Below are 26,367 nucleotides of genomic sequence, written 5' to 3'. Positions count from 1 at the left end.
TCCGTTGGCCTATTCGAACACGCAGCTTTTCATTGCCGGCAAATGGCGACCGGCCCATTCGGGCAAAGTGATCGAGGTGCGCAATCCCGCGACCGAGGAGGTGATCGGCACCGTCGCGCATGCCGGCCAGTCCGATCTCGACGAGGCGCTGGCCGCCGCTTCCGCCGGCTTCAAGGTCTGGCGTAACGTTGTCCCCTTCGAGCGCTGCCGGATCATGCGCAAGGCCGCCGCGATCATGCGCGACCGCAATGACGAGATCGCGCCGCTGCTGACGATGGAGCAGGGCAAGACGCTGGGCGAGGCCAGGATGGAGGCAATGGCCGCCGCTGACGTGATCGAGTGGTTCGCGGAGGAGGCCAAGCGCGCCTATGGCCGTCTGATCCCCGCGCGCGGCCCCGGCATCTACCAGATCGCGATGAAGGAGCCGGTCGGCCCGGTCGCCGCGTTCACGCCGTGGAATTTCCCGATCAACCAGGTCGTGCGCAAGCTCTCAGCGGCGCTCGCCGCCGGCTGCTCGATCATCGTCAAGGCGCCGGAGGAGACACCAGCTTCGCCCGCGCAGCTCATCCGCGCGTTTGCCGATGCGGGCGTGCCCGATGGCGTCATCAACCTCGTCTACGGCGTGCCGTCGGAGATCTCCGAATATCTGATCCCGCATCCGGTGATCCGAAAAATCTCCTTCACCGGCTCGACCCATGTCGGCAAGCAGCTCAATGCGCTTGCGGGCCTGCACATGAAGCGTGCCACCATGGAGCTCGGCGGCCATGCTCCGGCGATCGTCTTTGGGGATGCCGACGTCGCGTCGGCCGCGAAGATTCTGGCGGCGGCGAAATATCGTAACGCCGGCCAGGTCTGCATCTCGCCGACGCGGATGCTGGTGCAGGACGACGTGTTCCGCGAATTCGTCGACACATTCGTCGACAGCGCCAAGGCGTTCAAAGTCGGAAATGGCCTCGATCCCGAGTCCAAAATGGGCTCGCTCGCCAATCCGCGCCGCGTCACCGCCATCGAAGGCATGGTGCAGGATGCCGTCGGCAAGGGCGCCAGGCTCGAGACCGGGGGCAAGCGCGTCGGCAACAAGGGCCATTTCTTCGAGCCGACCGTGGTGAGCGATGTGCCGAAGGATGCGCGCGCGATGAACGAGGAGCCGTTCGGCCCGCTCGCCCTGATCTCCCGCTTCTCGTCATTCGACGACGTGGTCGAGGAGGCGAACCGGCTGCCCTTTGGCCTTGCCTCCTACGCCTTCACCAGCTCGGCCAAGACGGCGGCCGCGATCGGCTCGGCGGTCGAGGCCGGCATGATGTCGATCAACAGCTTTGGATTGGCACTGCCCGAAGTACCGTTCGGCGGCATCAAGGATTCCGGCTATGGTTCGGAAGGCGGCACCGAGGCGATGGAAGGCTACTTCAACACCAAGTTCATCAGCCAGACGGGCGTGTGAGAGGGCGTTGCACGCGAGGCCGCGCGATCATCGCGCGGCTTAGCGCTTGACGAAAACCAAATTGCAGGCACGCGCCTCGTTGCGCTTGCCGCTGCCGCGGGTGCGATCGAACTGCGCATCGACCGTAAAGGCGTAAGGAGAGCCGGGCGCGAGGTTGTTGAGTGTGTAGGTGCTCGCCCCCGTCGTGCCACGTGCGCTCAAGGTCGTCTTGCCGTCCTGCGGGATCTGGCCGTCGATCTCCAGCCGATTGACACCACCCGGACCCTGCACCTCGGCGTGAAACACGCCATTGGTCACGGTGGCGACCAGGGGCCTGGTGAAGCCCTGCGCCTTGCCGGAAGCCGGGCAGTTCAACGTCACGTCCCAGCTGCCGTCGAAATCCTTGCTTCCCGTGGTTCTGGCGTTGCCGGAAGGCGCCACCGCCACTTTTTGCTTCAGGCCTTCAATGCGTGCCTTGGCGAGGGTGGCGAAGATGCAGTTTGGGAATCTCGCGAGATGATCCTCAAAGGCACCCAGCGTGCCGATGCCCTCAGCAGCCTTCCAATGCGCCTCGGCGGCCGCGCAGGGATCGGCCTTCGGTGCAGCTTGGGGGGCCGCCGGCGCGACCGTGACCGTTACAGGCCCGTTCAGGTAGAACTTGCCGATGATCGACAGCGAGAGCTCCGGCAGCTGGGTCTTGCCGCTGGAGTCATAGACGTCGCTGCTGATGTCGCGAAAGACGTCGCCGATTTCCTGCGGCTCCTCGATGTGCTTGAGGAACGCGGTCGTGTAGGGGCTGTTGCGGCCGGCGCCGTCGGCGGCGACCTGGCCTGATTGCGTCGAGAACGACACGATCGTGCCGCGCGGCGCCTCGACTTTCGACAGGCCTCGTCCGATCGAGGCGGCGCGGGTCGAGCCGGCAGAGCGCTTCAAGGTTTCGGCCAGCGGATTGTCGCGGCAGGAATCAAGCACGAGGATGCGCAAATTCTTGGCCTGCTGCAAATCGTTCACGATGTCGTCGACACGTACGAAGCGTTTCAGGTCCGCCTCATCCGTCAGCACAGCATCGACAGGCATCAGATAGTTCACGCCGTTGTACTGCATCGCATGGCCGCTGTAATAGAACATCGCGACATCGGCGCGGCTCGCGGCGCGCGCGAAGCGGATGGTCAGGTCCTGCATGTCGGCCTGGCGCAGGTCGATACCCTGGAACACCTCGAAACCGCTGCGCTTGAGCGAGGCTGCGACGTCTTCGGCATCGTGCGACGGGTTGGGTAGCTGCGCCGTAGAGACATAAGCGCCGTTGCCGATCACCAGCGCGACCCGCGTGTCCGCCGATGCGGGGGCAAGGCTCAGTCCAAGGCTCAGCCAGAGGGCGAGGAGGGTCAGGAAAAACTGACGCAAAATTCCAGAAGGAGCACGCATGAATGCCTTCCAGGGAAATATCGAAAAATATCCCCCAGATTAGCGCATGCCGCGTCGGTATCAATGCCCTCGCTGTGGACCCGTCAGATTTGGCGACCGTGACATCCTGTCACGCCGGGTTTGCCACCACCGTCTTGCGCAGCTCCATCTCGGTCGCAATCGCATCCCGCACGCTGGGCCGCCCCTGCATGCGCGCGAGATAGGCCGACAGGCTTGGCCATTGCGCGATGTCGACGCCCGCGGGACGGAGCAGCAGTAGGGCCCAGGCGAGATGGGCATCCGCGACGGTGAAACGGTCACCGACGAGGAATTCGCGGTCCGCGAGATGTGCGGATGGTACCGCCAATGTCTGCGTGATCCTTGCACGCGGCTTGGCGAGCGAGCCGTCGTCCTTGTACCAGAAGGTCGGAAACAGGAATGCCTTGTGGATCTCGGCGCCGATGAAGCTCAGCCATTCCTGCAGGCGGTAGCGATCGGGATCGCCGAACCGCGGCGCGAGGCCCGCCTCCGGCTTCGCATCGGCGATGTATTGCAGCACCGCCGCGCTTTCGGTCAGCCGGTCGCCGTTCTCCAGCACCAGGACCGGCACCGCGGCCTTCGGCGACACGCCGCGGAAATCGCTGTCGTCGTCTGCGATCGTCTTGGTCCTGAGATGCACCAGATGATAGCGCGCATCGAGGCCGGCTTCCATCAGCGCGATGCGGCTCGCAAGCGAGCAGGCCATCGGCGAGAAATAGAGCTGCAGCATCGCGTTGCTCCGCTATTTCAGCACATCGCCGCGCGCGATGATCGCGAAGCGGTCGGATAGCTCGGCGAGCGCAACCTCGTGGATGGTCCGGGCGTCCAGCGTGCCGCCGCGGCCGTCGGGCAGGTCGCGCGTGGCGCAGGCATCGGCGTCAACAGTCGTGCGAAAGCCGAGGTCGAGCGCGGCACGGGCGGTGGAGCTGACGCACATATGCGTCATGAAGCCGGCCAGTACGATGTTCTTCCTGTCGGTTGCGGCAAGGCGCGCCTGCAAATCAGTGCCGGCAAATGCATTGGGCAACTCCTTCTCGATCACCAGCTCGCCGGCACGGGGGCTCAGCTCGGCGACGATGGCGCCGCGGTCGGCGCCGCGATCGAACAGGCTGCCGGCCTTGCCGCGATGGGCGATATGGATGATCGCGGCTCCGCTCTCGCGTGCTCGTGCCAGGAGCGCAGCCGCCCGCGCGATCGCAGGCCGGGCGTCGGGCAAAGCGAGGGGACCTGCGAGATATTCGTTCTGGATATCGATCAGCACCAGCGCGGCGTCGCCAAGACGCGGCGGGTTGAGATCGGCACCGGCGAGCTGCAGCAGGGTCTTTGCGGTCGTCATGGTTTGGAAATCTCCGGGGCAAAAGGCTCGACAAACATAGCCCCGGGAATGCCTGCCGATATGCAGGGATATTGCAGCGGGTGGCTGCGATATTGCAGGCTGCTCCCGGCCGGTATAACCTGACGCAATGAACTGGGACGATCTGCGCATCATCGCTGCCGTCAGGGACGAGGGCACCTACGCGGGCGCCAGCGCGCGGCTGCGCATCGACGAGACGACGGTCGGGCGCAGGTTATCACGCATCGAGCGTGCGCTCGGTTTGCGTCTGTTCGAGGCCGCCGACGGCGTCCGCAGGCCGACGCGGAGTTGCGAGGCGGTGCTGGCGCATGTCGAGGCGATGGCCGCACATGCCGCCGAGATCGGTCGCGTTGGCGCGAGCCTGGCAGGTCCGGTGGGACGCCTGCGCATCGCCTCCACCAACACGTTCGCCGAGGAGGTGCTGTCGCCGCGCGCGAGCGACTTCCTGCGCGCCAATCCCGGCCTGACGCTGCAATTCCTCACCTCGAGCGAGAACGTCAAGTTCTCGCGCTGGGAGGCCGATCTCGCCATCCGGCTGCGCAAACCCGACAAGGGTGACTTCGCGATCTCCAGGCTCGGCGAGATCCGCATTTATTATTTCGAGCCTGTTGCGACCGAGGACGAGCCGGTGCTGTGCGCCTATCCGGACGAACTCGGTGCCATTCCCGAGATGCAATTCCTGCGCATGAAGCAAGCCCGCGCGCGCTGCGTCACCGACAACGTTCGCGTCATCCGTAACCTGATCCGCGCGCATCGGGCAGCTGGCGTGTTGCCGGAGTATGTTTGCGCGGACTTGCTCGGCGATCGCCGCCTGCGCGCCACGCTGCTGCCGAAGCGGCGCGACGCCTGGCTGCTGGTGCAAAACCACCTCAAGCGCGATCCCGCGACGCGTGTCACGATCGACTGGGTGAGGGCGTGTTTTCAGGAAACGTCGCGCGGTTGACGTCACATCGCATTGTGATCATCGCGTCACAGTGCGGAGTGCGTGACGAAAAATCTTGGCTTTCCCCCTTGCAACCCGAACGTGCTTCGTCTATTAGCGCCCTCCTTCGCTAGGCCATGGGTTCGGGCTCTCTGAGATCCCGACTGGCGCGGGCCGCTCTGCGGTTTCGTGTTCCGCCGAATGAAGGGCAAACGCAGGACGTAGCTCATGGAGAGCGTCGGGCTGAACACCCGAAGGCATCGGTTCGATTCCGGTCTCTTGCACAAAGGATAGCTCAGTTTGGTAGAGCAGATGACTGTTACTCATCCTGTCGCGGGTTCGAATCCCGCTCCAGCGCTCCGTTTCAGCCTGAAAAGCTGATACCTCTGACGAGGACCGGACGCGCGCTTCAGTCGCAGTCCGGCCGTTTTGCCGAAAGGCTTTCCGTCCGAACCTAGACACTGTGAGACCGGCTTTGCGCCGCGGGTCGATACCGCTTGCGCTGATGCCGGGTGGCTCCGCATGACCGCTCGGCACGCGTCGAGCGATCGCGCGCGTACGCCCGTCGTCATGCAAGCTCAAGCCCCGGCCCGCCGCTTTCCCGGGAAGCGTCGTCCGCGTCCTCACGTCCTTTGCAAACGAAACCCGCTATCCGGCCGCGTTCGGCCGGAGGCAACATGATGGAGGCGTGCCATGACTTGGCACTTGCTGATGTTGAACGTGACGGTGAAGGATGGCGAGCGTGCGTTGCTCACGCGCAACGGACAGCTCGTGCGCCTGCTCGCGCCCGGCAAGCACCGGCTGTTCGATCCCCTGCACGAGCTGAAGGCCGAGGTGCTCGACGTGGTGCGCAGCGAATTCCCTGCGGATCGCTACGCGGTGCTGAAGGCCGCGCGGCCTGATCTGGCCGCTGAGCTGTTCGAGGCGATCGAGACCAAGGCGGACGAGATCGCCATCGTCAGCCTCGACGGCCGGCCCGTGCATCTGATGACGCCCTGGCAGGCGCGCGTCTACTGGAAGGTCGCGACCCGCATCGATGTCGAGCGCATCGATGTGTCCGCCGATCCTCGGGTTGGCGCGCGGCACCTGACCATGATCGAGCGCAACCGCTCGACCGTCGTGATGGAAGCGGTGGTCGAGAACCACGAGGCGGGCCTGCTCTATGTCGAGGGCCGGCTCGTGGAGCGGCTTGCGCCCGGCCGGCACGCCTTCTGGACCGTCGGCCGCAAGATCGAGGTGAAGCGCCTCGACCTGCGGCCCCAGGCGGTCGAGATCACCGCGCAGGAGATGCTGACCAAGGATCGCATCGCGCTGCGGGTGACGCTGACGGCGTTCCGCAGGATCGTCGATCCCGAGCGCACGGTTGCGACCGTGCCCGACGTGGATGCGTGGCTGTACCGGCTGGTGCAGTTCGCGATCCGCGAGGCGGTGGCGGGCCGGACGCTGGACGAGGTGCTGTCTGCGAAGGCGGCGCTGGATGCGGAGCTGCGCGACTATGTGCGTGCACGCGTCGCGGAGTCCGGCGTGGAGGTGACCGAGCTCGGCGTCAAGGATGTGATCCTGCCCGGCGAGATCCGGGAGCTGGTGAACAAGGTGGTGGAGGCGGAGCGGGTCGCGAAGGCGAACCTGATCCGCCGGCAGGAGGAGACCGCGGCGACGCGTTCGCTCCTGAACACCGCCCGCCTGATGGAGGAGAACCCCCTGCTGCTGCGGCTCAAGGAGCTGGAGTCGCTGGAGCGGCTGGTCGAGAAGGTCGGCCGCATCGACCTCCATGCCGGCAACGGCGAGGGCCTCGATGCCCTCCTGACCCGGCTCGTGCGCCTGAAGGCGCCCGAGAGCGCATGAAGCAGAAGGGCCGCCCACGGGCGGCCCTTCACATCTCCATTGTCGACGCTTGCGATGAACGCGTGCGCGCGCCCGTGCGACCAAAACTATGAGTGGGTATTGCACGCGCGCGAAGGTTGCGTAATCTCACGGTGACGACCACAATCTCGATCATAGCAAGCGAATGACCACTCTTCAGCAAACGATCCGCTCTACGGCCCGGCCGCGGGAATGGAAAGCGATCGTCGTCCTGATCCTGTTGATCCCGGTGCTGTGGTCGCCGCCGTTCCTGTTTCGCTTCTTCCTGTATCAGCCGTTCAACATCCCTTCCGGCTCGATGACCCCGACGCTGGTCGTCGGCGACTACGTCTTCGCCGCAAAATATGCCTATGGCTACGGCCGCTATTCCTTTCCGTTCGCGCCGTCATGGATCTCGGGCCGCTTCCGGGCCGCCGATCCGGAACACGGCGACGTCGTCGTATTCCGCTCGTCGAAGGGGACTTCGGCCGACTATGTCAAGCGCGTGGTCGGGTTGCCAGGCGACCGCATCCAGATGCGGAAGGGGCAACTCATCCTGAACGATCGCCCCGTGACGCGCGTCCCTCTGAAGGAGGTGCCCGCGGGCTCTGCCTGCGGCACCGATGATGGCGCGAAGGTCAAGCGCTGGCGCGAGACGCTGCCGAGCGGCGCGTCCTACATAACCTACGACTGCGTCGACAACGGTTATCTCGACAACACGGACGTCTTCACGGTGCCCCCCGGCCATTTCTTCGCGCTCGGCGACAACCGCGACAACTCGTCCGACAGCCGGCTGATGTCAGTGATGGGTTTCATCCCGATGGACAATCTCATCGGCAAGGTGACGCGGATCATCTGGTCGCTCGACGAAGACGGCGAGCCGCACATGGAGCGGCTGGGGAAGGTGTGGTGAGGGGCGCCGCCGTCATTCCGGGGCGGCGCGTAGCGCCGAGCCCGGAATTCATTCGTCCGCAAGGTTCGTTTCCCGAAGGTCGTCGGGCTGAGCCCTTCAGTCGCCAATCTCTTTCAGAAAGGCCTTCGCTTTTGCGCAGGCTTCGTCCGTGTCGCCAAAGCGGCAGGATTTCGCCAAGAAACGCCGCGCCCGGTCGTTGTTCTTTTCGACGCCGATACCTTTGATCAAGTGAAATCCCATCATCGTGCATGCCCAGGGATCGTCTCGGCCGCATGCCAGTTCATACGTCCGATTGGGACAGGCATAGTCGCCGCTGTCTTCCATGCTGGCGGCAACGTTCGTACAGCCTGAAGCAACGCCGAGCTTGCAGGCCCTCAGAAACAGCGCATCGGAGAGCGGCCCGGTCTTGATCATCCGCTGGACGACGAGTGCGGCTGCGTAGCAGTCGCTCGCGTTGCCCGCCCGACAGCGATCAAGGCACTGCTCCGCCGCAGCCGAGCATCCTTCGATCGAAAAAGCAGGTGCGCCCGCGTTCGCCGGCATGGAGTCAGCGGGGCATTGCTCGGCTCGCGGAAGCCAATCCGGCCATGTCCCTTCCATCTTCCCAATCGCGTCATTGTTGTCCGCCGCGTCTACGGGCGTCGGCGCGGAAAGGCCCGCAGCGGAGATGATGACAAGGGCTGCCAGCAGCGGACGTATCTTGCGGTGCGGCATTGCAATTCTCGTCAGGGCTCCACGGGATCCTGCAGCATTAGTGATCCGAAGGATACACCTTTGAATTGTAGGTGCGCTCGCAGGTCGCCACAAGGCGTTGCATCGGGGCGCCGCCCCAAAACAAAAACCCCGGCATCGCTGCCGGGGTTTCGCATTCCGTATCGTATCTGAACGGCTGGATCAGAAGTCCATGCCGCCCATGCCGCCGCCCGGGGGCATCGCCGGACCGGCGCCGCCCTTCTTGGGCAGCTCGGCGACCATGGCTTCCGTGGTGATCAGGAGCGCGGCAACCGAGGCTGCGTTCTGGATCGCGGTACGGACCACCTTGGTCGGGTCGATGATGCCCTTGGTGACCAGGTTGACGTACTCGCCGGTCTGGGAGTCGAAGCCGTAAGCGTAGGTCTTGTTCTCCAGGATCTTGCCGACGATCACCGAACCGTCTTCACCGGCGTTGATCGCGATCTGGCGAGCGGGAGCCGACAGCGCCTTGCGCACGATCTCGACGCCGGTCTTCTGGTCGTCGTTCTTGGTGCGCAGGCCCTTGAGCTGCTCGGAGGCACGGAGCAGGGCGACGCCGCCGCCCGGGACGATGCCTTCCTCGACCGCCGCGCGGGTCGCATGCATCGCGTCATCAACGCGATCCTTGCGCTCCTTCACCTCGACCTCGGTCGCGCCGCCGACGCGGATCACCGCGACGCCGCCTGCGAGCTTGGCGAGACGCTCCTGGAGTTTCTCACGGTCGTAGTCCGAGGTGGTCTCCTCGATCTGCGCCTTGATCTGGGCCACGCGCGCCTCGATGTCGGCCTTCTTGCCGGCGCCGTTGACGATCGTGGTGTTCTCCTTGTCGATCATCACCTTCTTGGCGCGACCGAGCATGTTGAGCGTGACGTTCTCGAGCTTGATGCCGAGATCTTCCGAGATCGCCTGGCCGCCGGTCAGGATCGCGATGTCCTGCAGCATGGCCTTGCGGCGATCGCCGAAGCCCGGAGCCTTGACGGCCGCGACCTTCAGACCACCGCGCAGACGGTTCACGACGAGGGTCGCAAGCGCTTCGCCTTCGACGTCCTCGGCGACGATGACCAGCGGCTTGCCGGTCTGCACCACGGCCTCGAGCAGCGGCAGCAGCTCGTTCAGCGAGGAGAGCTTCTTCTCGTTGATGAGGATGTAGGCGTCGTCCATCTCAACGCGCATCTTGTCGGCGTTGGTGACGAAGTAGGGCGAGATGTAGCCGCGGTCGAACTGCATGCCCTCGACGACGTCGAGCTCGGTCTCGAGCGACTTGGCTTCCTCGACGGTGATGACACCCTCGTTGCCGACCTTCTTCATGGCGTCGGAGAGGAACTTGCCGATTTCGGCATCGCCGTTGGCGGAGATGGTGCCGACCTGGGCGATCTCGTCGTTCGAGGTGACCTTCTTGGAGTTCTTGACGAGGTCGGCGACCACGGCTTCTACGGCCAGGTCGATACCACGCTTCAGGTCCATCGGGTTCATGCCGGCGGCAACCGACTTTGCGCCTTCACGAACGATCGCAGCCGCGAGCACGGTTGCGGTGGTGGTGCCGTCGCCGGCCGCGTCAGCCGACTTGGAGGCGACTTCGCGCACCATCTGCGCGCCCATGTTCTCGAACTTGTCGTCGAGCTCGATCTCCTTGGCGACGGTGACGCCGTCCTTGGTGATGCGGGGAGCGCCGAACGACTTGTCGAGGACGACGTTGCGGCCCTTGGGGCCGAGCGTCACCTTGACGGCGTTGGCGAGGATGTCGACGCCACGCAGCATCTTGTCGCGTGCATCGACGCCGAATTTGACTTCTTTAGCTGACATCTGGATTTTTCCTTAGGTGTTTAGCTGGTGGGGAGAGGGGGCTCTTAGGCCGCCTTCTTCTTGGAAGCGGGGACGTCGAGGACGCCCATGATGTCGCTTTCCTTCATGATCAGCAGGTCGACGTTGTCGATCTTGACTTCAGTGCCGGACCACTTGCCGAACAGCACGCGGTCGCCGACCTTCAGGTCGATCGGGATCAGCTTGCCAGCTTCGTCGCGGCCACCGGGGCCGACGGCGACGACTTCGCCCTGCGAGGGCTTTTCCTTGGCAGTGTCGGGAATGATGATGCCGCCGGCGGTCTTCTCTTCTGCGTCGATACGCTTGACCACGACGCGGTCGTGAAGCGGACGGAATTTCATGCAGTCCTCCTAAGTAGTTGCACGGTATGGGAATTTTTTGGCGTTAGCAGTCTGTGCCCACGAGTGCTAGCACAGGCGAGGCTGAAATAGGACAGGAATTTTGCGGGGGCAAGGGCTTCTAGCAGAAAAATCGGCACTCTGAAGGCCCGGGTGCCAGAATCTCTTTACCATCGTTAACCCGCCCGGTGACCGTATTAGCACGGAGCCGCCTCTGCTGCTAAAGCATTGAATTTCAACAGCTTGTTAAACTTTTAGGCTTGAGATGGATTGTCAGTTTGCGTCACATTTCTCTCATGTGAGCGCATCAGTATCGGGTGGCTCGTAAGGCGCACACCGACCAAGCCGCCCCTTGAATGCGCTCCTGCAAAGGAGGTTGGCATGGGCTTGCGGAGTGGGGGCGTTTCCGAAGATTTCCGGAAACAGCTTTTGGGTTACGGGCTGACGACGGCGCAAATTCTCTATCGGATGCCCGATCATCCCTCGCTTCTCCAGACCTACGTCTGGCAGAACTACGACATGTTTCCGAAATTTCCGGCGCTGAAGGATTTCCTGGCGTTCTGGCAGGAGAAGCTCGACGGTCCGCTCCATTCGGTGACCGTCGCGCATTCCAAGCTGATCAAGCCGGCCGAGCTGCGCGCCGTGGATGGCGTGTTCCGGCTGCATTGAACAGCGCGCCGGCATCGTAGAGTGGGCAAAGGCGCGCTCGCGCCGTGCCGACCATCTCTCCACGATTGCATCTGGCAATGGTGGGCACGCTTTCGCTTTGCCCACCCTACGATATCTCGTTCTGTGCTAGCCTCCGCCTATAACAACAGGGAGGCGGCCCATGGCCAAGAAAACAAAATCGCGCAGTGCAGCCCAGGCCGCGGTGAAGAAGCGGAGCGGAGCCAAGGCCGTGGCACGATCCTCAGCGCGCAAGGCGGTGAAGGCGAAGGCGCGCACGACACCGGCAAAGGCCGCTCCGAAAAAGGCCGCCCGTCCCAAGCAGCGCATCGCCATCAGTCATCACCGCGAGGAAGACTTCAAGGCCGACGGCCTGCGCGCCTACGCAAAGTATCGCGACCTCGGCATCGCCGAAGCCAGCCACGGCCTCGCGCAAGCCCACGTGATCCGCCTGCAAGGCCCCTGCGATCCGAACGAGGTGTCGAAGCTGCACTTCCACGACGTCGAATTCCAGATGGTCTACGTGCTCAAGGGCTGGGTGAAGACCTACATGGACGGCCAGGGCGAGACCTTGATGAAGGAAGGCAGCGCCTGGACCCAGCCGCCGAAGATCAAGCACATGATCCTGGACTATTCGGATGACGTGGAGCTGCTGGAGGTGATCTTGCCGGCGGAGTTCAGGACGGTGGAGTTGAAGGCCTGATGTCATTCCGGGGCGCGCGCAGCGCGAGCCCGGAATCCATTTCTCGGCATGTGCTGACGCCCGATGGATTCCGGGCTCGCCGCTTCGCGGCGCCCCGGAATGACGGTGGAGAGAGCCTAACTCAACACCCCCACGACCGCGCCCATCAGGCACGTCGTCAGCGTTCCGGACACGATCGACTTCAATCCCAGCGCGTTGATCTCCTCGCGCCGCTCCGGCGCCATCACGCCTAAGCCGCCAATCATGATGCCGAGGCTGGCGAAATTGGCGAAGCCGCACATTGCGTAGAGCATGATCAGGCGCGAGCGCGGATCGAGCGTATCGGGCGGCAGTTTTGAGAAGTCGACATAGGCGATCAGCTCGTTGAGCACGGTCTTGGTGCCCATCAGGCTACCGGCGGTCACCGCCTGGTCCCAGGGCAATCCCATCAGCCAGCACACCGGCGCCATCACGAGGCCGAGCAGCCGCTGCAGCGAGAGCGCGGCGCCGCCGATATTGGGCAGCAGGCCGAGGACGGCATTGACGAGATAGACCAGCGCCACCAGCACCAGCAGCATGGCGACGATGTTGATCAGCAGTTCGATCCCCGCGCTCGTCCCCTTCACGATTGCATCCATCGGGCCGGAGACGTCCATCTCAGGATCCTCCAGCGCGCCGCCGGTGCGCTTGTCTGAAGTCTCCGGCACCATGATCAGGCTGACGAGGATCGCGGCCGGCGCGCCCAGCACCGAGGCGATGACGAAATGGGCGGCGGCATCGGGAATGAGCGGCGCCAGCAGCGTCGCATAGAGCACCAGCACCGTGCCGGCGATGCCGGCCATGCCGCCGGTCATCACCAGGAACAATTCGCTGCGCGTCATCTGCGCCAGATAGGGCCGCACGAACAGCGGTGCCTCGACCATGCCGAGGAAGATGTTGGCCGCGGTCGAGAGCCCGACCGCGCCGCCGACGCCCAGCGTCCGCTCCAGCAGCCAGGCCATGCCGCGCACGACCGGCGGCAGCACGCGCCAGTAGAACAAGAGCGTCGTCAGCACGCTCATGACCAGCACGATCGGCAGCGCCTGGAACGCCAGGATGAAATCGGCGCCCGGCACCTTCAGATCGAAGGGCAGGGGACCGCCCCCGACATAGCCGAACACGAAGGAGGAGCCGGCGCGCGAGGCCGCGGAGATCGCGCCGACCGCGTCGTTGATGGCGCCGAAGGCGCGCGCGACGACGGGCACTTTCAGGAGGACAGCCGCGGTGACGAAGGTCGCGACGAGGCCAATCGCAGCCTGCCGCAGCGATACGGCGCGGCGATTCTCTGCCAACGCGAAAGCGATCAACAGCAATGCGAAAATGCCGAGTGCCGATTGCAAGCGCAGCATGGTGTCCCCAAACCCCCAATGATTATGGCCGCGCCCGCGTTGCAAACGCAATGCCGGGAGATGACCTGAGCCTCCCGCTGTTGACAAGCAGGTGCGCCTCAGTCACGCGGGGGCACGTCGATATCAGGGGGCGGACGGTCCAGGGTGACCCAAGAGGCGATGCCAGAGCAGCCAATATCAGCCAGCCCGCCGGTCAGTGCCCGCGCGCTCCTCGCCCACCGCGCTTTCCTGTTCTTCCTGCTCTCGCGCAGCCTGTCGCGCTTTTCCAGCCAGATCGCGGCGGTCGCGATCGGCTGGCAGATCTATGATCTCACCGGCTCGGCCTTCGATCTCGGCATGGTCGGCCTCGTGCAGTTCCTGCCCACCGCGCTTCTGGTGTTCGTCGCCGGCCACGCCGCCGACCGTTTCGAGCGCAAGCGCGTGGTCCAGCTCTGCCAGCTCGTGGAAGCCGCGACCGCGCTCTATCTCGCGATCATCACCTATCTCGGCCTGGTCAGCGAGGTGCAGATCTTCATCGCGACCTTCGTGCTCGGCATTGCCGGCGCCTTCGAGAGCCCGACCACCGCGGCTCTCTTGCCGCTGATCGCGCCGCAGGGATCGCTCCAGCGCGCAACCGCAGTCGCGAGCGGCGCGGGGCAGGTCGCGACCATCACCGGTCCGGCGCTCGGCGGCTTTGCCTACGCGGTCGCGCCGCATCTTGCCTATGCCGTGATGCTGCTGTTCTGGATTCTCGGGATGATTTTGACCGGCTTCATCCGGCCGCGCCCGCAGGCGGTCTCCAAGGAGGGGACGGACGCCGACAACATCTTCGCCGGCGTTCGTTTCATCCGCAGCAACCCGGCGATCCTCGGCACCATCTCGCTCGATCTGTTTGCCGTGCTGTTCGGCGGCGTCACCGCGCTGTTGCCGATCTATGCCCGCGACATCCTTCAGACCGGCCCGATGGGGCTCGGGATCTTGCGCGCCGCGCCCGCGGTCGGTGCGCTGCTGATGACCATGGTGCTGGCGCGTCATGCCATCTCGCGGCATGTGGGCCTGCGCATGTTCCAGGCTGTGATCGTGTTCGGCGTCGCCACGGTCGTGTTCGCGCTGTCGTCGTGGATGTGGCTGTCGGTGTTGTCGCTCGCCATTCTGGGCGCCGCCGACACGATCAGCGTCGTGATCCGCTTCTCGCTGGTGCAACTCTCAACCCCCGACGAAATGCGCGGCCGCGTCGGCGCGGTGAACTTCCTTTTCATCAACGCCTCCAACCAGCTCGGCCAGTTCGAGAGCGGTGTCGCAGCCGCGCTGCTCGGCGCCATGCCTGCGGCCGTGCTCGGCGGCGTCTGCACCGTCGCGGTCGCGCTGCTGTGGATGAAGCTGTTTCCGGCGCTGCGGCAGGTGGAGAGTTTGGAGTAGGGCTCCGCTCTATCATCCGTCATTGCGAGCGCAGCGAAGCAATCCAGACTGCTGCCGTGGAGGCGTGGTCTCTCACCAGGAGACCACGACGAGACTGCGTTGGTCGTCCCAGTTGTCGAGAAAGCTGGTTCGGAAATCCTGCTGTGCCTCAGCGATCGTTAGTTCGAATATTCTCTGCGCGTACGATTTTTCAACGAACATCCCGTCCGGGAGGAATTCATTGAAAAAGGCGTCAGCCACGGCGTTTCTTTGATACCCGATCTGTTTGGTGTAGACGACATCCTCCAATCGATCGACCATCGGATACTGCTTGATCTTGAACGTCTTCAATCGCTTCAAGACATTTGGCGGCAGTTGCGGCTTCGGCGCGAAAAAGCTTCTCTTGTCGGTAAAGTATAGACCCGTCTGGCTCGGGTTCATCGGATCCGATTCGCCTGTGGGGCAGAAATAAAAGCTGTCGGAGAATTTTCCGATCCCTGACAGCTCCCGTTGATGAAGGGCTTGATAGTAGTCTCGCGCGGAGAATCCGTGATCGGAAAGAAGCCGCTCAAAGTCGATATACTGATTTGTTTTCTTGCGGCTGAATTGAACGATCTTCTGAAGTTGAGCCTGCTCGACGTCGATGATGACAGGAAAATCAGTGACGTCATCGTCGATGTGAAGATGATATATGTCCAAACCCATTTGTACCGTTCCGAACGATTTGTGAAGCCGCCGGGCAATGGCCGGGATTATGGCTCTACCCTAGGTGGGCTCATACCTTAGTTCGGGATTGTGACATGCTTTCTCGCCCTTTCCCGCCTCTGCGCGCGTGTAAGGACGATTGTCGAGGCGGGGCCAGGACTTACTCCGTCTCACCCCGCTTGCGGGGAGACTTCGCGGCGCCTTGACGCCTACTGTGCATGGGGTTGTTTTTCAGTTTTTTGAGTCAGGCCCTCTCCCCGCAAGCGAGGAGAGGGAAGAGAGGTCTTCAGCCCCGTCCGACGAACGGCATCTTGGTGGCCATGACTGTCATGGTCAGCACGTTGGCATCGAGCGGCAGGCCGGCCATGTAGGCGACGGCGTCGCCGACCGCCTTGGCGTCCATGCGCGGCTCATGCTTGGTGGTGCCGTCGGGCTGCAGCACGCCGGGGCCGTTGACCATGCGATCGGTCATGGGCGTGGCGGCATTGCCGATGTCGACCTGGCCGACCGCGATGTCGTACATGCGGCCGTCGAGGTTGGAGGCCTTGGTGAGGCCCGTGATGGCGTGCTTGGTCGAAGTGTAGGCCGCCGAGAACGGCCGCGGCGCGTGCGCCGAGATCGAGCCGTTGTTGATGATGCGGCCGCCGCGCGGGCTCTGGTCCTTCATGATGCGGAAGGCGTGCTGGGTGCACAGGAACGGGCCGGTGAGGTTGGTGTTCACCACCGCCTGCCACTGCTCGAGGCTGAGATCCTCGAAGTTCACCGCCGGCGCGCCCATGCCGGCATTGTTGAACAGCACGTCGAGCCGGCCGTAGGTCGCCTTCACCTTGTCGAACAGCGCGGCAATGGAGTCCGGCTTGGTCATGTCGGCGGTGACGCACAGGCTCTTGCCTGCGGGGCCGAGCTTCGCGGTCTCCTCGAGCATGTCGAGCCGGCGCCCGACCAGCACCACGGTGAAGCCGATGTTCATCAACGCCAGCGACGCCGCGCGCCCGACACCGGTGCCCGCGCCCGTCACCACTGCGATCTTGTTTGCTTCACTCATCGTTTCCTGCCTTTTCTCTCTTCAAGTTGGCTGTCAGGTTTTTGGTTCTTTTTCGTTCTTGTAGGGCGGCCGCGGAATGTTCTGATGCGCCGCGCGCAACGCCGCCGACCAGCGCGAACGGAGGTCGTGGAAATAGGGCTCGCCCGCCTCGATGCGGTGGTTGAGATCGGCATCGCAGGCATCGCTACGCACCACCAGCACGTCGATCGGCAGGCCGACGCCGAGATTGGAGCGCATGGTCGAGTCCATCGAGATCAGGCCGGTCTTCAGCGCCTCGTAGAGCTCGACGTCGTAATGCATGGCGCGGTCGAGCACCGGCTTGCCGTATTTGTGCTCGCCGATCTGCAGGTAGGGCGTGTCCGTGGTGCACTCGATGAAATTGCCGGCGGTGTAGACCATGAACAGGCGCATGCGCGCGCCCTTGATCTGGCCTCCGAACAGGAAGGAGACGTCGAAGGAGACGTCTTCGGATCTCAGCGCCGGTCCTTCGGTCGCGTGCACCGCCCGGATCGCCCGGCCGATGCGCTGGGCGGCCTGGAACATGGTCGGTGCGTTCATCAGCGTCTCGACCTCACCCGTGGTGGGGTCCTCCAGGCCTTCGGTCAGCGTCGACAGCACCGACTGGCTGATGGCGAGGTTGCCGGCGCTGGCGATCGCCATGATGCGGTCGCCGGGTTTGGAGAAGATGTGGAGCTTGCGGAAGGTCGAGACATTGTCGAGCCCGGCATTGGTTCGGGTGTCGGCGATCATCACCAGACCGTCCCGAACCAGGATTCCGCAACAATAGGTCATTTCCCGTCCCCGAACGCGTTTGCGCGGAATTACTAGCCAATTTCGGGGAGGCATGAAACCCCCGATTCCCCGGGGGAGGTCGTCATTCTCCGGCGAAACAGCTATCTCTGCCGCTCAGTCAGCGGCATCGACGAGAAACGCCTCGTCGACGGGGACGCCGAGCGCCGTGACCAGCCGGTTGGTCTCCGCGGCCATGCCGACGATGGCGAGCATCTCGCCATATTCGGCCTCGGTCATGCCCTTGGCCCGTGCGCCCGCGGTGTGCGAATGGATGCAGTAGCTGCAGCCATGCGCGATCGAGACTGCGACATACAGCATTTCCTTGATCTTGGGATCGAGCGCGCCGGGTGCCATCACCTCCTTGATGCTCTCCCAGGTCCGCCGCAGCGTCTTCGGATCATGCGCCAGCGCGCGCCAGAAATTGTTGACGAAGTCCGACTTCCGCACCTTGCGGATATCGTCGAAAACGGCGCGCGCCTCGGCGGAGAGTTCATCGTCCGAAAGCAGCTTTACGGTCGCCATGGGATACCTCGCGGGGTCAGGTCTGATCCCGCGAGTGTAGCACGGCTCAAGCGCTCAGCCGGCATGCCCGGCCGAGCGGCGCAAGGCCAGCTTGCCGACGTCGACATATTGCCGCTGCTGCGCATGGGCGTGCTGCGCCCCGACGTGAACGTCGCGCAGGCGCCGCTGCAGCGGCGAGCTGTCGTAGACCGCGCTGCTTCCGGCCAGCGCAAAACAGGCATCCGCGATGCCGACGCAGGTCGTGGCGAGCCAGACCGCGGATCGGGCGCCCTCGATCATGAGGTCTTCGTCTCTCAGCGTGCCGGCCATCGCGCGGCGCCAGTGGCTGGCGATCTGCACCTCGAGCAAGGCCTGCGCAGCCCGCAGGTTGGCGGAAATCCGGCCGAGCTCGTACTGGAAGGTCTCGGACTCCCGCATCGGGACGGCCGCATACAATTGCTGCCTCCCGGTATGGGCCAGCGCAAGCAAGTCGTCGACAGTGCCTTCGGCGAGACCCACCGAGAATGCGCCGTGCACCAATGGCAACCATTGCCGCAACGCCTGATAGAGCGGACCCGACATGCGAGGGGGAGCTTCGACATCGAAGACATGGGTCTCGGGAACCAGCGTCTCCCGTAGCGTGATATGATGGCTGCCGGTGCCCTTCAGCCCTGCCGCGTGCCAGGTGTCCTCGATCTCCCAGTCACGCGCCGGCAGCACAGCGACGCGAACCTGCGGCTTGCCTTGCTGGCCGGGGACCGGCTTGCCATTTTCGGTGACGATGCAGAACCCGCCGATCCAGTCGGCGTGGGTGCAACTGCTGGCGAACGGCCAGCGGCCCTTGACGCGATAGCCGTCGGCCACGCGCTCTGCCGTTCCACCCGGTTGGGATGAGCCGCAGATCGCCACGTCCGGACCGTCCTTATAGATTTGCTGGTACAGTTCAGGGTGTGCTGCGGCGGCGAAAAGGCTGCCGACTCCGCCGACAATCGAGATCCAGCCGATCGAGCCGTCGAGCTGGGTCAGTGCCTTGATAACCTCCAGTCCGGCCGGAAAATCCAGCTCCAGCCCGCCTTGGCTGCGCGGAACGAACATCCGGAAGAGCCCGATCGACCGCAGCCGTTCCACGAGGTCGGACGGGACGCGGCGTGCGGCTTCGATCTCGGCGGCGCGGGCCTTGATCTCGGGAGCCAACTCCCGGATCCCCGCAAGCATGTCTTGGTGGGGATCGCGCAGGGGCACGGAATGCTTCTTGTTCTTGTCGTGAAGCCGCATCTGTCTCAACCTCTGTTGCGGAAACGGATCACAACGGAGGTTGAAGAGATGGCGCTACGGGACGGTTTCAGCGCGGGCCGTCGTCGATTACAGCTGTAACGCTGCGACGTGATTGCGCCGCAGATGCCTCGTGACGAGATACCGCAGCGCCTAGCTCTGCCGCTGTGACTGCGACTGCGATTGCCCGCCGCGGCCGGCCTGCTCGACCTTCACCGCGACCGTCAGCGTCTCCGCACCGCCGCCATAGCGGGTGCCGCGCACGGGGGCTGCGCCGAGATAGTCGAGCCCGATCGCAACGCGGACATGCGCGTCGGTGGTGCAGATGCAGTTGGCGGGATCGAAGCCGACCCAGCCGAGACCGTCGACGTAAGCTTCTGCCCAAGCATGGCCGGCATCCTGGTGCACCGTGCCGTCCGAGCGCAGGAAATGGCCGGAGACGAAGCGCGCCGGCACGCCACCGCTGCGGGCGCAGGCGATGAAGATATGCGCGTAGTCCTGGCAGACGCCGCGCTTGAGCGTGAACGCTTCGGCCGCCGAGGTGCCGCTGTTGGTCGGATCCTCGTCGAAGGTCATGTGATCGCTGATTTGCGTCATCAGCGTGTGCAGGAAGCCGAGCGTGTCGCTCTCGGCCTCGCTGCGCAACTGCCGCGCGACCGCCGTCATCGCCGGATTGACGGTGGTGAGGTCGGTGGCCCGCAAGAACATGCCGGCCGGAAAGCGCTCGTCGGCGCCGCGCAGCACGCCGCCGGTGTCGTGGGTCTCGATCAGGCCCTCGGCGGTGATCTTGATGTCGCCGACGGGTCCGCAGGACAGCACATGGGTGACGTTGCCGAAGGCATCCTCATGGGTGTCGAGCTTGGTGTCGGTCGAGACGTCGATCTGCCACTCCGCCACGTATTGCCCGTCATGGCTGCCGGGCGTCATGCGCAGGATCTGGATCACGCTGGTGGCCGGCGGCTCGTAGCGATAGGTCGTGGTGTGCAGGATTCGCAGGCGCATGGTGGACCGTGAAGTTAGTGGTTAGACCCGCTGCCTATTGCGAAGAAGCTCGTCATGCCCGGGCTTGTCCTGGGCATCCACGATCTTCCCTCGCAAAAGCAAGAACGTGGATGGCCGGGACAAGCCCGGCCATGACGATATCCTGTTTTCGTCAGCCGGGGGACATCAGATCAAATACTGCTTCGTGATGATTTCGCCCAGCCTGGAATTGTCCGTGATGAATTCCTGAATGAATTCATGCACGCCGTGCTGGAAAATGTCGTTCATATTGCTGTGTTCCAGCCGGTTGCGGATGCCGCGGGCATGGCGCTGGGCGGGGCCCTGGCGGCCATAGGCGACGCCGATCTGGTCCAGGTTGCGCACGAGATTGCCGTAACAGCTTGCCAGCGAGCGCGGCAGCGTATCGTTGAGGATGAGCAGGTCCGCAATCAGCCACGGCTTCAGCGTCTCGCGATAGACCCAGTGATAGGCCGTCAGTGCCGAGACCGAGCGCAGGATCGAGCTCCACTGATAGAAGTCGAGCGGGCCGCCGACATGCTCCTCCTCGGGCAGCAGTACGTGGTACTTCACGTCGAGGATGCGCGCGGTGTTGTCGGCGCGCTCCAGATGCACGCCCATCCGCGAGAACCAGTAGGCGTCGTTGCGCAGCATGGTCCGGTAGGCCGAGCCGTCGAAGCGCAGCGAAGTCTCCTGCACGAAGCGCAGGAATTTGGCGAGATCCTCGCGCGTGGAGGTGCCCTTGCTCCAGACCTCCTGGAGTTCGATCCAGGCCGAGTTGATGGTGTCCCACATCTCGCTGGTGAGCGCGGTGCGCACCGAGCGCGAGTTCAGCCGCGCCGCCTCGATGCAGTTCCTGATCGATGATGGATTGCTTGCCGAGAACGAGAGGTAGTCGACGACGTTGTGCTCGTTGGCGACTTCGTATTGCTGATAGAAGCTCGCGGCGACGCCGGCGGTGAGAAGTGCCGAGTCCCATTCATTGGTCTTGCCGATATAGGCGGCGGGAAGCGCAGTGACGCGCAGCGTCGCATCGATGGTGCGCGCGAGATATTCGGCCCGTTCGACATAGCGGGCGAGCCAGTAGAGGTTTTCGGCGGTACGCGACAGCATCTGACTACTCGTCCAGGATCCAGGTGTCTTTGGTGCCGCCGCCCTGGCTCGAATTCACCACCAGGGAGCCTTCCTTGAGCGCGACCCGTGTCAGCCCGCCGGGCACGATCGTGGTGCTCTTGCTGCCGGTGAGCACGAAGGGGCGCAGGTCAACGTGGCGTGGCGCGAGGCCGCTTGCCGTACAGGTCGGGCAGGTCGAGAGCGCCAGCGTCGGCTGCGCGATAAAACCTTCCGGCTCGCGCTTGAGCTTTTCGCGGAAGGCCTCGATCGTCGCTTTCGTCGCGGCGGGGCCGATCAGCATGCCGTAGCCGCCGGAGCCGTGGACCTCCTTCACGACGAGCTCGCCGAGATTGTCGAGCACATAGGCGAGGTCCTTCGGCTCGCGGCAGCGCCAGGTCGGCACGTTCTTCAGGATCGGCTCCTCGCCGAGATAGAATTTCACGATGTCCGGCATGTAGGAGTAGATCGCCTTGTCGTCGGCGATGCCGGTGCCGACCGCGTTGGCGAGCGTGATGTTGCCGGCCGCATAGGCCGACATCAGCCCGGGCACGCCGAGCACGGAGTCGGGGCGGAAGGTGAGGGGGTCGATGAAATCGTCGTCGACGCGGCGGTAGATCACGTCGATCCGCTTCACCCCCTCGGTCGTCCGCATGAACACTTCGTTGTTCTTGACGATGAGGTCGCGGCCTTCGACCAGTTCGATGCCGAGCTTGTCGGCAAGGAAGGAGTGCTCGTAGTAGGCAGAGTTGTAGACGCCGGGCGTGAGCAGGGCGACGGTCGGCTCACCGGAGGCGCCTTGCGGCGCCACCGATCGCAGCGCGGAGAGCAGCTCGTCCGGATAGCGTTCGACCGGCGCCACCCTGTGGCGGGCGAACAGGTCCGGAAACAACCGCATCATGATCTCGCGGTTTTCCAGCATGTAGGACACACCCGACGGCGTACGGGCATTGTCCTCCAGCACGATGAAGTGCTCGGCATCGACCCGGACGATGTCGATGCCGGCGATGTGCACGTAGACGTCGTGCGGCACCTGCTGGCCGTTCATCTCGGGGCGGAACACCGGGTTCTGGAAGATCAGGTCGTCGGGCACGACCTCGGCGCGCAGGATGTCGCGGCCGTGATAGATGTCGCGCAGGAACATGTTGAGTGCGCGCACGCGCTGCTTCAGGCCCTTCTCCAGCAGCGCCCATTCCTTGCCGGACATGATTCGCGGGATCACGTCGAAGGGGATCAGGCGCTCGGTGGATTCGGAATCGCCATAGACGGCAAAGGTGATGCCGATGCGGCGGAACAGGAGCTCGGCCTCCTGGCGGCGATATTCGAGCGCCTCGGGAGGCGTCTCCTTGAGCCAGCGCGCCAGCTCCTGATAGGCGGGGCGAAGGTCCCCGCCGGGAATGTTCATTTCATCAAACGCGACTGCCATAGATCCCGACTTGTCTCCGCAAGGCGTTGCGCCATTCGACAGGTCGTCAGGCCTTGGTGAAGACCGCAACGTCCTGGCCATGCGGCAAGAGTGCATGACTCTGAGGAGGTAGCAAGGGCTGGGCCAGCGCGATAAGCATGGAGTTGTGGCATTTGCCGGGGACAGCCGGGAGGGTGCCTCAAAAAATGGCTGAGGACTGCTTATTTCGGCAGCAAAACCGCGTGACTTCAACGCGTTACCTCGGCAAAGTCGGGCCGAGAGGTGAGGGACTTAAGGTATGAGCGACATCGTCACGGCGGGCATTCTGGTCATCGGGGATGAAATCCTGTCCGGCCGCACCAAGGACAAGAATATCGGCTTCATCGCCGAATACCTGACCAATATCGGCATCGACCTGAAGGAAGTCCGGGTCGTCTCAGACGACGAGGACGACATCATCGCGGCGTTGGATGCACTGCGGCATCGCTACACCTATGTCTTCACCACCGGCGGCATCGGGCCAACCCATGACGACATCACCGCCGACAGCGTCGCCAAGGCGTTCGGCGTCGGCATCGACCACCATCCGGAGGTCGTCGCCCGCTTCCGCGAGCGCTGGAGCGAGCAGGACCTCAACGAGGCCCGCCTGCGCATGGCCCGGATCCCCGACGGCGCCGAGCTGATCCAGAGCGCGACCATCCTCGCCCCCGGCTTCAAGATCGGCAACGTCATCGTGATGGCCGGCGTGCCCTCGATCATGCAGGCGATGATGGACATCGTCTCGCCCAAGCTGAAGTCGGGCGTGCGTATGCTGTCCGAATCGGTCCGCGCCAATGCGCGGGAGGGCGACATCGGCAGCCCGCTGCGCGCGATCGCTGCCGCCCATCCCGACACCATCATCGGCAGCTATCCGTTCATGGACGAAGATCAGAAGCCGAACACCAATCTGGTGGTGCGCTCGCGCGATGCCGACAAGCTCGCATCCGCGATGGCGGCGGTGAAGGACATGCTGGCGGGATTGAACATCACCCGGTAGCTGCCGGCAGACGAAGCAGGAGACGACGATGGCTGGTGAAGCACCGGAACTGAGTGTGCAGGAGCGGGCCGGCAAGGCCTTCCCGGTTTCGTGGGACCAATTCCACCGGGATTGCCGGGCGCTGACCTGGCGGCTCAACGAGGTCGGCCCCTTCCATGCGGTGATCGCAATCACCCGCGGCGGGCTGGTGCCGGCCGCGATCGTGGCGCGCGAGCTCGGCGTCCGCATCATCGATACGGTCTGCATCGCCAGCTACGACCACGACAAGCAGGGCGAGCTCCAGGTCCTCAAGGGGATTTCCGAGGCGGCGATGAAGCTCGGCGGCGGTACCGGCAAGGGACTTCTGATCGTCGACGACCTCGTCGACACCGGCAAGACCGGCAGGCTGGTGCGCGACATGCTGCCCGATGCGCATTTCGCCACCGTCTACGCCAAGCCGAAGGGGCGCCCGCTGGTCGACACCTTCATCACGGAAGTCTCGCAGGACACCTGGATCTTCTTCCCCTGGGACACCGCACTGTCCTACCACCCGCCGCTGCGCGACGGCGCGGCGTGAGGGAAGCGACGAAGCAAGCCAGGCGATTTCCGCAGACGCATTTCTGGATTGCCTCGCTTCGCTCGCAATGACAGGTGGAGGTGGCCATGCCCCTGCAAAACCGTGTCACGCCGACCGGCGACATCATCGCCACGCCGCACCGTGGCCTGTTCACCGGCAATCGCGGCATCATCCATGATCCCGCGACCAGGACGCTGCTCAAGAGGCGGTGGTCGTCGCCGGCCTGGCTCACCTGTGTTTGCGAATTCCGCGGCCGCCGTCGCGAGGTGATGACGACGCATAGCTGGACCGAGCTGTTCTTCCTCGACGAGGCCACCGCGCTCGCCGCCGGCCATCGCCCCTGCTTCTACTGCCGCCGTGACGATGCCAATCGCTTCCGGGCTGCGTGGGAGAAGGGCAACCGCGTACGTGATGTCCGCATGCACGATATCGACACGGTGCTGCACCACGAGCGGCTCGATCACGGCAAGAAGCGGCTTCATGCGCTGCTGGTGCCGCTCGACCAGCTTCCAGACGGCGCGATGCTGCAGCAGGGCGAGGAAAGCTTTCTGCTGATGCAGGGCGGGGTGCTGCTGTGGTCGACGGCGGGTTATGTTGAAGGCGCGCGAGAGCTTGACGATGCGCAGTTGCTGACCCCGCCATCGACGCTGCGCGCGATGAGCGCCGGCTATGAGGTCACATTGCACCCCAGCGCGCACCGCGCCTGACCGTCCCCGCAAGGGGGAACGCAGCGAGCGTGTGGCTATTTCAGCGGCCGCCCTTGCTCATCCACAGTCGTCCGCGCATCGCGCAGCGCCCATTCGCGCATGATCTGGCGGCAGCGGGTGAGCTCGGCCTCGGTTGCCGTACCCGTATCCTTTGACGCACGCTCGACCATGGCCTTGCAATTCAGCAGCACGGAGCGATCCTCCGCGCGCGCAGCGAATGTGATCCCCGCAAGAGCCGTGACGACGAGTGCCGTTCGGAGCACCATCACCCCAGCTTCTCGCGCGCCAGCGCGGCACCGGCGCCGAGCGCCATCAGCTTGGCCTCGGCGATCTCCCGCCGCATTGGCGCCATGCCGCAATTGGTGGTGGCGATGATGTTGCTCTTGGGCACGAACTTCGACACCGCGTCGATCACCTGCACGACGTCCTCGGCCGTCTCCACCGTGTCGCTGGCGACGTCGATCACGCCGGCCTGCACGATCTTGTTTTTCAGCAGCGCCAGCAAATCGAGCGGCACCTTCGAATTGCGGCACTCGATTGCGACCTGCTGGATCGGACTCGCGTCGATCGCCGGAAAGATCTGCTCGTACTGCCGCCACTGCGCGCCGAGCGTCTCCTTCCAGTCGGTGTTGGCCTTGATGCCGTAGCCGTAGCAGATGTGCACGGCGGTGGCGCAGGTCAGCCCCTGCGCGGCACGCTCCAGCGCCTTGATGCCCCAGTCGTTGACCTCGTCCATGTAGACGTTGAAGGCGGGCTCGTCGAACTGCACGAGATCGACGCCGTCGGCCTGCAACGCCTTGGCTTCCTCGTTGAGGAGATCGGCGAAAGCAAAGGCCATCTTGACGCGATCACCGTAGTAGCGGTCCGCAATCGTGTCGATGATGGTCATCGGGCCGGGCAGGGTGAACTTCAGCTTCTTCTTCGTGTGCGTGCGCGCCACGCGCGCCTCGTCGGCATGAACACGCCCCTTGAGCTGAAGCGGCGCGACCACCTGGGGCACCATCGCCTTGTAGCGGTCCTTGCGGATGCCCATCTCGACCTTGTGGGCGAAATCGATGCCGTCGATCTTCTCGAGGAAGCCGTGCACGAAATGCTGGCGGGCCTGCTCGCCCTCGGTGACGATGTCGATGCCGGCATCCTCCTGGACCTTGACGGCAAGCATCGTCGCGTCGCGCTTGGCGCGGAGAAGCTCGTCGCCTTGCGACTTCCAGGGTGCCCACAGCATGTTGGGCTCGGCAAGCCATTCGGGTTTCGGCAAGGAGCCGGCGATCGTGGTTGGAAACAGCATGGCGGCTCTCCCGGCAGGTTGTGTTGCGCCCCTTCCTGCCATGTCTTAACGTC

The 26,367-nt window shown here is 64.2% G+C and carries 27 protein-coding genes and 2 tRNA genes; 12 read left to right on the top strand and 17 right to left on the bottom strand.

Annotated elements, in window-relative coordinates:
* Positions 1-4: 4 nt before the first annotated feature.
* Complete coding sequence (locus ABIB95_RS08930; RefSeq protein ID WP_354238786.1) at positions 5-1,441, top strand: NAD-dependent succinate-semialdehyde dehydrogenase; 1,437 nt, start codon at positions 5-7, stop codon at positions 1,439-1,441.
* Positions 1,442-1,480: 39 nt separating this feature from the next.
* Here the strand turns inward: ABIB95_RS08930 and ABIB95_RS08925 are convergent, their stop codons facing one another.
* The 3 genes from ABIB95_RS08925 to ABIB95_RS08915 all read right to left on the bottom strand — a co-directional run bounded on the left by ABIB95_RS08925 (position 1,481) and on the right by ABIB95_RS08915 (position 4,199).
* Complete coding sequence (locus tag ABIB95_RS08925; protein ID WP_354238784.1) at positions 1,481-2,845, bottom strand: caspase family protein; 1,365 nt, start codon at positions 2,843-2,845, stop codon at positions 1,481-1,483.
* A gap of 109 nt (positions 2,846-2,954) precedes the next feature.
* Positions 2,955-3,593: a glutathione binding-like protein gene (locus ABIB95_RS08920; RefSeq protein WP_354238782.1), complete on the bottom strand. Its 639-nt coding sequence runs from the start codon at positions 3,591-3,593 to the stop codon at positions 2,955-2,957.
* Between the two features lie 12 nt (positions 3,594-3,605).
* Positions 3,606-4,199: a cysteine hydrolase family protein gene (locus ABIB95_RS08915; protein WP_354238780.1), complete on the bottom strand. Its 594-nt coding sequence runs from the start codon at positions 4,197-4,199 to the stop codon at positions 3,606-3,608.
* A 127-nt stretch (positions 4,200-4,326) separates the two neighbouring features.
* On the opposite strand from ABIB95_RS08915, the gene ABIB95_RS08910 reads away from it, so the two are divergent.
* The 5 genes from ABIB95_RS08910 to lepB all read left to right on the top strand — a co-directional run bounded on the left by ABIB95_RS08910 (position 4,327) and on the right by lepB (position 7,894).
* Positions 4,327-5,160, top strand: coding sequence for a LysR family transcriptional regulator (locus tag ABIB95_RS08910; protein ID WP_354238778.1), 834 nt, complete (start codon positions 4,327-4,329; stop codon positions 5,158-5,160).
* A gap of 193 nt (positions 5,161-5,353) precedes the next feature.
* A tRNA-Phe gene (locus tag ABIB95_RS08905) sits at positions 5,354-5,423 on the top strand.
* 4 nt (positions 5,424-5,427) lie between these two features.
* Positions 5,428-5,493 (top strand) — tRNA-Asn (locus tag ABIB95_RS08900).
* A gap of 339 nt (positions 5,494-5,832) precedes the next feature.
* Positions 5,833-6,984, top strand: a complete 1,152-nt coding sequence (locus ABIB95_RS08895; RefSeq protein WP_354238776.1) for a slipin family protein — start codon at positions 5,833-5,835, stop codon at positions 6,982-6,984.
* A gap of 163 nt (positions 6,985-7,147) precedes the next feature.
* Positions 7,148-7,894 (top strand): signal peptidase I, encoded by a 747-nt coding sequence (gene lepB, locus ABIB95_RS08890; protein WP_354238774.1) that lies wholly within the window; start codon positions 7,148-7,150, stop codon positions 7,892-7,894.
* Between the two features lie 96 nt (positions 7,895-7,990).
* On the opposite strand, the gene ABIB95_RS08885 is transcribed toward lepB, so the two are convergent.
* The 3 genes from ABIB95_RS08885 to ABIB95_RS08875 form a co-directional block, all read right to left on the bottom strand.
* Positions 7,991-8,608: an SEL1-like repeat protein gene (locus ABIB95_RS08885; RefSeq protein ID WP_354238772.1), complete on the bottom strand. Its 618-nt coding sequence runs from the start codon at positions 8,606-8,608 to the stop codon at positions 7,991-7,993.
* A gap of 180 nt (positions 8,609-8,788) precedes the next feature.
* The gene (gene groL / locus ABIB95_RS08880) at positions 8,789-10,429 is read right to left on the bottom strand and encodes a chaperonin GroEL (protein WP_071912538.1); all 1,641 of its coding nucleotides are present in this window, start codon (positions 10,427-10,429) and stop codon (positions 8,789-8,791) included.
* Positions 10,430-10,473: 44 nt separating this feature from the next.
* Positions 10,474-10,788, bottom strand: coding sequence for a co-chaperone GroES (locus ABIB95_RS08875; protein WP_008139213.1), 315 nt, complete (start codon positions 10,786-10,788; stop codon positions 10,474-10,476).
* A gap of 378 nt (positions 10,789-11,166) precedes the next feature.
* On the opposite strand from ABIB95_RS08875, the gene ABIB95_RS08870 reads away from it, so the two are divergent.
* Both ABIB95_RS08870 and ABIB95_RS08865 read left to right on the top strand, forming a co-directional pair.
* Entirely contained in the window at positions 11,167-11,454 is a 288-nt protein-coding gene (locus ABIB95_RS08870; protein ID WP_014494242.1) for an usg protein, read from the top strand.
* A gap of 160 nt (positions 11,455-11,614) precedes the next feature.
* A complete protein-coding gene (locus ABIB95_RS08865) occupies positions 11,615-12,154 on the top strand; it encodes a cupin domain-containing protein (protein ID WP_208087553.1) in 540 nt (179 codons plus the stop codon).
* 116 nt (positions 12,155-12,270) lie between these two features.
* Here the strand turns inward: ABIB95_RS08865 and ABIB95_RS08860 are convergent, their stop codons facing one another.
* Positions 12,271-13,521, bottom strand: a complete 1,251-nt coding sequence (locus ABIB95_RS08860; RefSeq protein ID WP_354238770.1) for a NupC/NupG family nucleoside CNT transporter — start codon at positions 13,519-13,521, stop codon at positions 12,271-12,273.
* A gap of 159 nt (positions 13,522-13,680) precedes the next feature.
* Between ABIB95_RS08860 and ABIB95_RS08855 the strand changes: the two genes are divergently transcribed.
* A complete protein-coding gene (locus ABIB95_RS08855) occupies positions 13,681-14,919 on the top strand; it encodes an MFS transporter (protein WP_063982448.1) in 1,239 nt (412 codons plus the stop codon).
* 72 nt (positions 14,920-14,991) lie between these two features.
* On the opposite strand, the gene ABIB95_RS08850 is transcribed toward ABIB95_RS08855, so the two are convergent.
* From ABIB95_RS08850 to ABIB95_RS08815, 8 genes are all read right to left on the bottom strand, one after another.
* Positions 14,992-15,603, bottom strand: a complete 612-nt coding sequence (locus ABIB95_RS08850) for a hypothetical protein (RefSeq protein WP_354238767.1) — start codon at positions 15,601-15,603, stop codon at positions 14,992-14,994.
* Positions 15,604-15,889: 286 nt separating this feature from the next.
* Positions 15,890-16,648, bottom strand: a complete 759-nt coding sequence (locus tag ABIB95_RS08845; RefSeq protein WP_028150002.1) for an SDR family oxidoreductase — start codon at positions 16,646-16,648, stop codon at positions 15,890-15,892.
* A 33-nt stretch (positions 16,649-16,681) separates the two neighbouring features.
* Positions 16,682-17,440, bottom strand: coding sequence for a proteasome-type protease (locus ABIB95_RS08840; RefSeq protein WP_028154691.1), 759 nt, complete (start codon positions 17,438-17,440; stop codon positions 16,682-16,684).
* Between the two features lie 114 nt (positions 17,441-17,554).
* Positions 17,555-17,962 (bottom strand): carboxymuconolactone decarboxylase family protein, encoded by a 408-nt coding sequence (locus ABIB95_RS08835; RefSeq protein ID WP_028154692.1) that lies wholly within the window; start codon positions 17,960-17,962, stop codon positions 17,555-17,557.
* Between the two features lie 54 nt (positions 17,963-18,016).
* Complete coding sequence (locus tag ABIB95_RS08830) at positions 18,017-19,216, bottom strand: acyl-CoA dehydrogenase family protein (RefSeq protein WP_354238765.1); 1,200 nt, start codon at positions 19,214-19,216, stop codon at positions 18,017-18,019.
* 150 nt (positions 19,217-19,366) lie between these two features.
* Positions 19,367-20,215, bottom strand: coding sequence for a transglutaminase family protein (locus tag ABIB95_RS08825; protein ID WP_063982452.1), 849 nt, complete (start codon positions 20,213-20,215; stop codon positions 19,367-19,369).
* Between the two features lie 165 nt (positions 20,216-20,380).
* Positions 20,381-21,325, bottom strand: a complete 945-nt coding sequence (locus ABIB95_RS08820; protein ID WP_028150006.1) for an alpha-E domain-containing protein — start codon at positions 21,323-21,325, stop codon at positions 20,381-20,383.
* A 4-nt stretch (positions 21,326-21,329) separates the two neighbouring features.
* On the bottom strand, positions 21,330-22,748 hold the full coding sequence (locus ABIB95_RS08815) for a circularly permuted type 2 ATP-grasp protein (protein WP_354238763.1): 1,419 nt from the start codon (positions 22,746-22,748) through the stop codon (positions 21,330-21,332).
* A gap of 277 nt (positions 22,749-23,025) precedes the next feature.
* On the opposite strand from ABIB95_RS08815, the gene ABIB95_RS08810 reads away from it, so the two are divergent.
* From ABIB95_RS08810 to ABIB95_RS08800, 3 genes are all read left to right on the top strand, one after another.
* Positions 23,026-23,763, top strand: coding sequence for a competence/damage-inducible protein A (locus ABIB95_RS08810; RefSeq protein ID WP_354238761.1), 738 nt, complete (start codon positions 23,026-23,028; stop codon positions 23,761-23,763).
* Between the two features lie 28 nt (positions 23,764-23,791).
* A complete protein-coding gene (gene gpt / locus ABIB95_RS08805; protein ID WP_166091737.1) occupies positions 23,792-24,319 on the top strand; it encodes a xanthine phosphoribosyltransferase in 528 nt (175 codons plus the stop codon).
* 86 nt (positions 24,320-24,405) lie between these two features.
* Complete coding sequence (locus ABIB95_RS08800; RefSeq protein ID WP_354238759.1) at positions 24,406-25,026, top strand: hypothetical protein; 621 nt, start codon at positions 24,406-24,408, stop codon at positions 25,024-25,026.
* 35 nt (positions 25,027-25,061) lie between these two features.
* Here the strand turns inward: ABIB95_RS08800 and ABIB95_RS08795 are convergent, their stop codons facing one another.
* The gene (locus ABIB95_RS08795; RefSeq protein WP_063982454.1) at positions 25,062-25,292 is read right to left on the bottom strand and encodes a hypothetical protein; all 231 of its coding nucleotides are present in this window, start codon (positions 25,290-25,292) and stop codon (positions 25,062-25,064) included.
* A complete protein-coding gene (locus ABIB95_RS08790; RefSeq protein ID WP_063982455.1) occupies positions 25,292-26,314 on the bottom strand; it encodes a methionine synthase in 1,023 nt (340 codons plus the stop codon). Before ABIB95_RS08790 ends, ABIB95_RS08795 begins: the two co-directional genes overlap by 1 nt.
* Positions 26,315-26,367 lie beyond the last annotated feature (53 nt).

The organism is Bradyrhizobium sp. LA2.1 (assembly GCF_040547725.1).
In the GTDB taxonomy this organism is placed as follows: domain Bacteria; phylum Pseudomonadota; class Alphaproteobacteria; order Rhizobiales; family Xanthobacteraceae; genus Bradyrhizobium; species Bradyrhizobium barranii.
The sequence above is the reverse complement of the archived record's forward strand: the minus strand, read 5'-3'. Positions and strand labels throughout refer to the sequence as shown.